The following is an 8438-nucleotide window of genomic DNA, read 5'->3' as shown; positions in this document are numbered from 1 at the left end:
GTACTTGGTTTTTCTGGAGTTTGTGTACCTTGGTTACTATTATTAATTTCTGTAACATCTTTAACGTATTCCTTAGCCACATATCCATGAGAGCCCTTGTACTCTATCTTATAGAAAGCTCCTTCTTCTCCTATTATTGTTATCTTTGAGTTTCCACTTAAGCTTCCTATAACTTCACTGCTTGTACTTGCTTCACTTCTTACATTTAGAGAACTACTTACATTTACTATTCCCGTCTTGTTAATAGATCTAACAGCCAATACTACTGGTTCTGCTTTAGGATTAACATTAACCTCTTTTTTAGATTTAGCAATGTTATTATTTTTAACATCTTCTTGCTTTACTTTAGAAGTTTCTTTTTTAACTTCTTGGTCTTTCTTATTTGTTTCATCCTTTGATATGTATTTAGAATAAACATAGCCATATGAATTATTAAACTCTATTTTATAAAATCCATTATTTTCACTTATTATGTTAACTTTTTCTCCACCTTTTAAACTACCAATAATTTTACTATTGTTAGTAGCAGCTTGTCTAACATTTAAAGCTGTATTTATATTAACTTTACCTATTCCTTCAATTGGTTCTTTTTTTACTTCTTTCTTAACCTCATTATTTTTATATGAAATCAAATTAACATATTTACTAGATACATATGCTCTTCTACCATTAAAATCAATTTTATACCAACCATCAATTGATTTATCTAACACATTTACCTTATCATTCTTATGTAAAGTTCCAATTACTTGACCATTTTCATTTGGACTAGTTCTCACATTTAATTGATTAGCTGAAATTAAACCAACATTATCTTGGTTTAATTCATCTCCTAGTACTCTTATGTCCTTAGCTTGTAAATATCCTGTAAAATCTTTATAACTAACCTTATACCAATCCTTAGACACTTTGTCTATTATATTAACCCTAGCACCACTAGGTATTGAAGTTATTATTTCATGAGAAGAATCTGCACCTTTTCTTAATCCTATGTCTTCTGATGAAATAATTTCTCCAAATGAATTTCCTTTAGAAGTATTAATATTTTTAACCTCATTTACTGGTTTTGCATGTACTTTAGTATTAGTTGTACAAACTATTGCTCCTGTTCCAATTACGGCACCTACTATAAGACAGCTTAATCTATTTCTATTCATATTACCCTCCTTTTATAAAGAATTAATCTTTTATATTAACTTATAAAAGATCCATTATAAACTAATGTAAGTTTCAGCGAAAATAATGAATTTTTTATAATTATTACTTATTGCTCATAATCTTTCCAATAATATTATACTTCTTAAATTAAAATTAGCCAATAATTATAAACCAAATCTTTTTAAAAATCCACCATTTTTGTTTACTAAATTGTAATTTTCCTATTCTTTTGTATATTTCATTACACTAAAACATTTTAATAAAAGTTATACTTATAATAAAAAAATACACGTCATGCAAATTTAAAATTTACATAACGTGTACTTATTTATTTAAACCTTAAAATAGACTTATATCTTCCCTAAGCGTTGATATATCTATTATTTGTTCATTCCTTCTTCTACAGCAACAGCAACTGCAACAGTAGCTCCTACCATTGGGTTGTTACCCATACCGATAAGACCCATCATTTCAACGCTTTATTAAGTCAAAATTCTTGTAACTATTGATATTACTATATTTTTAAATATATACTAAAATTATTTACACCCGTTATATTAGATATATTTTCAATAACAGTATAACATTTATTTACCTATATTATCAACCACCTTATCAACTTTTTCTTCTAATTTATCTATTTTATTATCCATATTTTTAATTAATGAGCTATTAGTTAAAACTAACTCTGAATTTGTTTTAGTAACTTCATCTAAAGTTAAACTCATCTTATTATATATATTCCAAATAAAAAATCCCATAGCTACACAACAAGCTATAGGAAATCAAAAACTATCTATTAATACTTTTATTTCTTGATCAATATCTTTAATTGTGAATTTTCTTGTTTTATCTAATTCTCTTTAAATTTGATAATTATATTTATACCCATACTTTTTTATAAATTCTAAAACATCGCTTAAATTAATTTCCTTGCTCATAAATAAATTCTCCTAACTTTTTTATAAGTATATTACATTATTAAATAAAAATCCATGAATAAATCAACGCAAAAAATAAGGGTATATGAACTTAATCACATACCCTTATTTTTTCTTTTCTAAAGTTCTCTAACAAAACTTTACATATAGTTCCTATAGCGATTTTTTCCTGAATCATTCTATTTTCCCTATCATTTCTAGGAACATAATTTCTAATGTGTTTTAAATTTGAAGCAACATACTCTTCTATACTACTTACATGTTCAGTTGCATATATTTCAAATTCTTTTTTCTCTTTTTCATTATTAAATATAAGAATAACTTCATCAAAATTATTTTTAGCCCAAGTTTCTTCACATTGAAGTTCATCTGTTCTATATAAGAAATCGTATAATAAATATTCAATAGTACCTTTTGTAAAGTATCTATATTCAAAAGTTTTTCTATTATATCTATCCTTAGAAACAAAATAGGATAATGGTGAAATTGTAACATATCTACCACTATCTAATACAACCTCTAGAAATTCATCCAATATAGTACCTTTATATATAATTTGCAAATTATAGTAACTAGTACTTTCATTACACATAGTATATGAATAAAAACATGGTAATCTATTACAGTCGTTTTCTATCTCTTTTATCATAAATTCTGGATTGAATTTATAATACCATCCTTGTTTGTTTCTATTCCAATTCCACTTATCCTTCAAAGCCTCTTTAAACAGTTCTATACTATCTCTATTAAGTCCAAATCTTTTCTTCCATAGTTGTTCTATTATATAGATATTACTATTCTCAGACATAGGAGTATTTCGATCTCCAACCCTACTATAAATATAATTTGCTTGTATTCTTCTTTGTTTATTGTTGGTTTTAGAAATATACATAGGAACATCATTAGAATTAAATATAATTAGTATATCAATTTCTTTGCCATTTATATTCAGTGTCTCTAAACTAATTTTTGGTACATTTTGTCCAGCAAAATTGCAATTTCCTAATAAATCTAGAAGATTGGATTGTTCTCTTCTATTTTCATCATCTTCAACACCTATTATTTCACAGTCATCTGATACACCTATTATTAAAAAACAATCTTTATTATGAATGGTATTTGCAAATGATAATATATCTCTCAATAATTCATCATTATCTTTATGCCATTTTTGTTTAAAATCCCAATACTCGCCTTCTATACCAGTATTAATTAAATTTATTATTATATCCTCCAAATTACTATACAATATCTACACCTCCTTCTTATTTATATTATATCATTATTATATTTAAATTTATATTTATAGAAATCCCTTAGCTAATACATTCCCTTTACCATCATGCAATTGACAAGCAAAATTTGCAGTGTTTTTCACTAAATCTGCTCTTGTTATTTTTATCTGTCTTGCACCAGATTCATATTTTTTATTCCATTCTATATCTCCAGCTTCATCCGAACTTTTTCTAATCCAAGTCACTCTCCTAGGATCTATAGTATTAGAAATATCAGTCACTTCACCTGTTAGCTCTTGTTCTTGAATTTGTGCTTTTAGTATTAATTCATCAACTCCAACCCTAAAACTAGTTCCATTTATTGGATTTATAAAAAGTGTATATAGCTTAGTCTGTTCTATAGAAGAAACTTTTAAATTTATTTTATCTACTTCAACTTTCAATTGTGCCTGAGTAACTAAATCTTCTCTTATTTTTTTAACTGCATTTACTGTAAGTGCATTTGCTTCTATAGTATCTGCCATTATTAATCTACCGTTTAATTCTCCAAAAGTAATAGCTGTAGCATTAATTCCATCAGCCGTAATAGCTGTTTTAGGTGTACTATTATAACCTTCAGTTAAGCAAAATATACCATTTCTATTTGCCCTAACTAATCTCTTTGCTTGTGCAATATCTGTAGTATCTTCCATTATCAATATTTCATTTTTTCTGACAACAACATGAGAATCTACTATACCGTTTTCCATAAGTTGTTTTGCGTTTTCTTGAGCCTGTTGAAGTATCTTATCTATATCTATATTTCCATTTCCAATATCTCCTCCAGCAGAGCCACTACCAGTAGAATCATTAGAATTTCCATTAGTTAAGTTATTATCTAAAACATTGAAAATAGTCTCTAGTTTATTCCCAAGAACTAATTCAACATATCTATTACTTAAACAGTCAAATTTATAACTTACAATTCTATTTTTAATATCTATTCCTAAATCTTCATCTATAATGGTAACTGTATCGCCTAACCAACAACGTTCTAGTATAGCTGCTGTTTTATATTGATCTGTATCTTCCAAACTTATAAAATCAACTTTGTATGTTGTCTTAGGTTTGTCTAAATCAAGTTCATCAAATAATTTTCTTGCTTCTTCTCTTAAAGCTCTTTGTGCCTCAGGTAGTGTTTCAAATCCTTCTTCTTCATTATTGTTTGGATCTCTTTTTACTTTTATATCTTCAAACTTTACTTTTGTTGTTATTCCAACTGGATATTTATTAATTAAAGGAGATTCTACAAATTCACCTTTATCTAAGGTTATTCCATCAAAACCAAAAGGCTTTACTCTAGTAATAATACTCTCTCTATTAATATACCTTTCTATAGAAAGCATATTTTTACCATATCTGATCTGAACTCCTCTATCTTGTCCTCTTCTTTTATTTATACTAAAATTAAAATTGTTGATTTCAATTTCTCCACCCCATCTAGAAATAAAAGTATTATCCCTATCTCCATTTAACATTTCTAAAAATCCCATATTAACTGCATATAATGTATTTATATCAGTTATATCTGATGTACATGTAAATGGATGTTGGTCTATGGTGTTTCTTAAAAAATATTCTAATGCAGAAGCACCACTTCTATTTTCTGCTCTTATATCTTCTAAATAGTTTTTACCTAGATCAAAGAAAATGTGCCTACAGAATACTTTTAATTTATTTCTACCAACTAATCTTGTATTTACTATTCTAAATAATTGATCTGTATAATAAGAGTTTACCTTTATAATTCTATCTTCAGTTATTTCTTTCCAAGTATTGTTATTATGTATTAAGAATTCTAAATTAAGATTATATATTCCATTTAACTCTTCTTCAATCTCTGCCTTAATGCAGATATTATTTAATACACATATTCCATTGTGAGTAAAATTTGTCTCCCGCTCTTGATATAAAACTATCATATTATCATTCATACTTTTAAACTATTTCCTTCCTATTTAACAAAATAAAAAAAGAGACACTGTAAAAAGCATCTCTTTATATTAAATAACCAAAATTAGGTGTTACTTCTATTTTTGTAACTGTTCCTCCAGACCATTCAAAAGTGTTTTTACCTTTTTGTAAAATAGGAAACTTTCCCGTCATCTTAGAGTTACAGTTTTCTAAACCTTTATAACATTGCATCGTATCTGTATTAATTGTTATACTATCAACTACATCTTTCAAAGTTATTTGGTAAACTCCTCTATCCGAGGTTATTGATAAATTAATTGTTCCATTTCCAAATACAGTTAAGCATGGTTTGGCTGGTCTAGTACAACTATTAGAAATGGCAGTACCTTGCTCTGTTATTTGTATTACATCGTTCTTATTTCTATAAGAAAATGGTTGGCATTTAAATCTTATAGGAAACTTATATAGTCTATTTTCTATTATTTGTTCTAATGGAATTTCATTATCAACCCTAGCTATATAATGTCTATTGTGTAAAGTTGATGATATTAATTCACCTTCTCCATCTAGCCAATCTAAAAGATAATCTAGTGAAGGCATATCTTCTTTAATAAGATGTACTAAAAATTCTTTTGTAGTACATTCATAAGTACCTAAATCTTTAGTTAAGAGTCCATCTCTTCCTTCAACTTTAAATTCTAAGTATTTTCGATTAGGCTTTGTAATATCACAATTTTTTTCTATTATAAGTCCCATCTCTTCACTACTTATACCTTTAAAAATAAAATAACTCACAAAACACACCTCCTTTCAATTATCTATAAGCTAATCTTTGATTGTATAAAGATGCTAGTTCTTCTGCAAGACTTTCAATATCTTTATCAGTATTGTTATAGAAATTCTCAATAGTTAAATTCAAACCACCTTTATTATCCATAGCTTTCATTAATTCAGAAAGTTTAGATATTAAAGGATCTACGTTTTTCTTGAAATCACCAGATTCAATTCCTTTATTTTTAGGCATAAATCCAAACATAGAAGGAACAGAACTTAATCCATTTCTAGTTAAATTAGCCATAGGATTCGGTGTTATCGTAGGTGTTAAACCATTACCATCTCCTTCAGGACTATCTAAAGAGAACAATGAACCGATTATAGGAATTGATTTTACCTTATTGGATAACCAACCTGTAAAGTTACCCCATGCATTCATAACACCCTGCTTAATATTTGATACTATTTTACTACCTATAGATAAGAAGCCACTCATCATACTACCTATTCCATCTAAAATACCTTCTGCTAAATCTACACCTGCACTTAATAATTGTGGAATTCCTTGGATTAAACCTACTATGATTTTAGCTACTATTTCTACCCCTTTAGAAAGGAATTGTGGTAAATACTGAATTATTTTGGCTATTAATTCACCTAATAATTCTCCCATTTTCCCCATAATAGCAGGCAAATTTTGACCTATACCTTTTATCATTTCTGTTACGAACTGAATACCCTTTTGTAAAAACTCAGGCATTCTTTCAGCTATCTTAGATAATGTTTTCATAATTGCTTGTCCCATAGTGTCTAATAAACTAGGCAATCTTTCTTTTAAACCTTCTATTATTTTTATAATAGTGTCTTTACCTTTTTGTAAAAACTCAGGCATTCTCTTGATTAAAGTGTCTAACATTTGAGTTCCTGTATCAAATACAGATTGAACTATATTAGGTATAGTTTGTACTATTCCCCTTATTATATTTGTTAATACTTGTATTCCACTATCAAACCATTGAGGTAAGTTTGATAAGAACCAACTTAACATATCTAATCCCATATTAAGAATTGTTGTCGCTAAATTAGGTATAGCACTCACTATTCCATTTACAAGTTGTAAAATTAATTGAAAACCAGTATTTATAATAGTAGGAAACGTATTCATAAATGTGGTTATTAATAGTTTTACAATTGTAAAAGCAGTTTCCAATAATATTGGAATTCCTTCAGTTAAACCTTGAACAAACTGACTTATCATTAGTGATCCTTGTCTTAATAGTTCCGGTGCTGTTTCAGTTATTCTTTGAACAAAATTACCGCAAAACTCACTTATCTTATAGGTTAAATTATCAAGCGTACTTTGTGCATTTTCATTTAATCCTAAAAAAGCAACTCCCGCAACCGCAATTCCAGCAGCTAATCCAGCAAATAAAGCTGGAGCAGAAGCAAATAAAACCATTCCTTTACCTATAGCCCATATTAATGGAGGTATTATAGATAAAGTAGTTCCAATACCTGCTATAGTTTGTGCTAATTTAGGGTTTTCACTTATTAACTTAGTTACTCCACTAAGCATTTTATTAAATTCAGTTACAACAGTATTTGCTATAGGTAGAAAAACATTCCCAATTTGAACTCCTAAATCATAAAAGTTACCTTTAAGTCTTTTCATTTGGTTTGTAAAACCATCTGATGTTCTTTCTGCATCACCCATAGCATTTTGACTTTGCTTAACTGCTTCTTGATATCTGACTTGAGCCTTCTCAGCCATACTCAGTTCTTTCCAAGACTTACCTGTAGCTTTGGTAAATTCAGAAGTTTCCATAATTGTATCTGTTAAGTTTACACCTAACATTTTTGCACTTTCAGTCTCTCCCATAAGTGCTTTAGTCATGGCATCGATCGCCTGTGCATCATTTACGTTGTTGAAACTGGCTAAATCATATCCTAATGTAGTAACCTGCTTTGATAACTCATAAGCTTCATCTGCTGTAAACCCCATACCTTGATATAAATCAGCTTGATTAGAAATAGCTTCTTTAATTTCATATTTACTTCTCCCAATTGCATTAGCATAAGTAGTTGCCCACCCATCCGCTTCACTTGCAAGAGATTTGAATACAACATTAAATTTACTTTCCATCTCAGAAACATCTGAAGCAGCCTTCAAAGAAGCTATACCAATACCGCCTAAAACAGTTGTAACAGACTTAGTAAGTTTACCTCCTAAGTCTGCTACTTTTTTACCACTATCTTTAAGCTTTTTGAGACCTTTTTCGGCTTCGGTGATATCAGCCTTAACTTTTACACGCAGAGCTGGTAAATCAAACATTAATCCACCACCTTTTCTTTAATATCATAAACCCTAGATAAACCA

At 28.4% G+C, this 8438-nt stretch carries 6 protein-coding genes and 1 pseudogene; all 7 read right to left on the bottom strand.

Annotated features, from left to right (window positions below; translation table 11 throughout):
- On the bottom strand, nucleotides 1–1157 hold a 1157-nt coding region (locus QP548_RS05135; protein WP_284904954.1), incomplete at its 3' end, for an SH3 domain-containing protein.
- A 381-nt stretch (nucleotides 1158–1538) separates the two neighbouring features.
- Nucleotides 1539–1634 (bottom strand): annotated as a pseudogene (locus QP548_RS05130) (GGGtGRT protein); the annotation flags it as partial.
- Nucleotides 1635–1745: 111 nt separating this feature from the next.
- Nucleotides 1746–1919 carry a hypothetical protein gene (locus QP548_RS05125; RefSeq protein WP_057232773.1) on the bottom strand — a complete coding sequence of 58 codons (174 nt, stop codon included), beginning with the start codon at nucleotides 1917–1919 and terminating at the stop codon, nucleotides 1746–1748.
- 271 nt (nucleotides 1920–2190) lie between these two features.
- Nucleotides 2191–3348, bottom strand: coding sequence for an ATP-binding protein (locus QP548_RS05120; RefSeq protein ID WP_061428022.1), 1158 nt, complete (start codon nucleotides 3346–3348; stop codon nucleotides 2191–2193).
- A gap of 54 nt (nucleotides 3349–3402) precedes the next feature.
- Nucleotides 3403–5307, bottom strand: a complete 1905-nt coding sequence (locus QP548_RS05115) for a phage tail spike protein (RefSeq protein ID WP_061428024.1) — start codon at nucleotides 5305–5307, stop codon at nucleotides 3403–3405.
- A 64-nt stretch (nucleotides 5308–5371) separates the two neighbouring features.
- A complete protein-coding gene (locus QP548_RS05110; protein ID WP_061428026.1) occupies nucleotides 5372–6082 on the bottom strand; it encodes a phage tail domain-containing protein in 711 nt (236 codons plus the stop codon).
- A gap of 19 nt (nucleotides 6083–6101) precedes the next feature.
- Nucleotides 6102–8393, bottom strand: a complete 2292-nt coding sequence (locus QP548_RS05105) for a phage tail tape measure protein (protein ID WP_075808110.1) — start codon at nucleotides 8391–8393, stop codon at nucleotides 6102–6104.
- Between the last annotated feature and the right edge of the window lie 45 nt (nucleotides 8394–8438).

It is taken from the genome of Clostridium sp. UMB9555A (assembly GCF_030222355.1).
GTDB classification, from domain to species: domain Bacteria; phylum Bacillota; class Clostridia; order Clostridiales; family Clostridiaceae; genus Sarcina; species Sarcina perfringens.
The sequence above is the reverse complement of the archived record's forward strand: the minus strand, read 5'-3'. Positions and strand labels throughout refer to the sequence as shown.

Coding starts and splice junctions, on each gene's coding strand:
- QP548_RS05105 (WP_075808110.1), bottom strand. CDS start 8,393: ATGTTTGATTTACCAGCTCTGCGTGTAAAAGTTAAGGCTGATATCACC.
- QP548_RS05115 (WP_061428024.1), bottom strand. CDS start 5,307: ATGAATGATAATATGATAGTTTTATATCAAGAGCGGGAGACAAATTTT.
- QP548_RS05125 (WP_057232773.1), bottom strand. CDS start 1,919: ATGGGATTTTTTATTTGGAATATATATAATAAGATGAGTTTAACTTTA.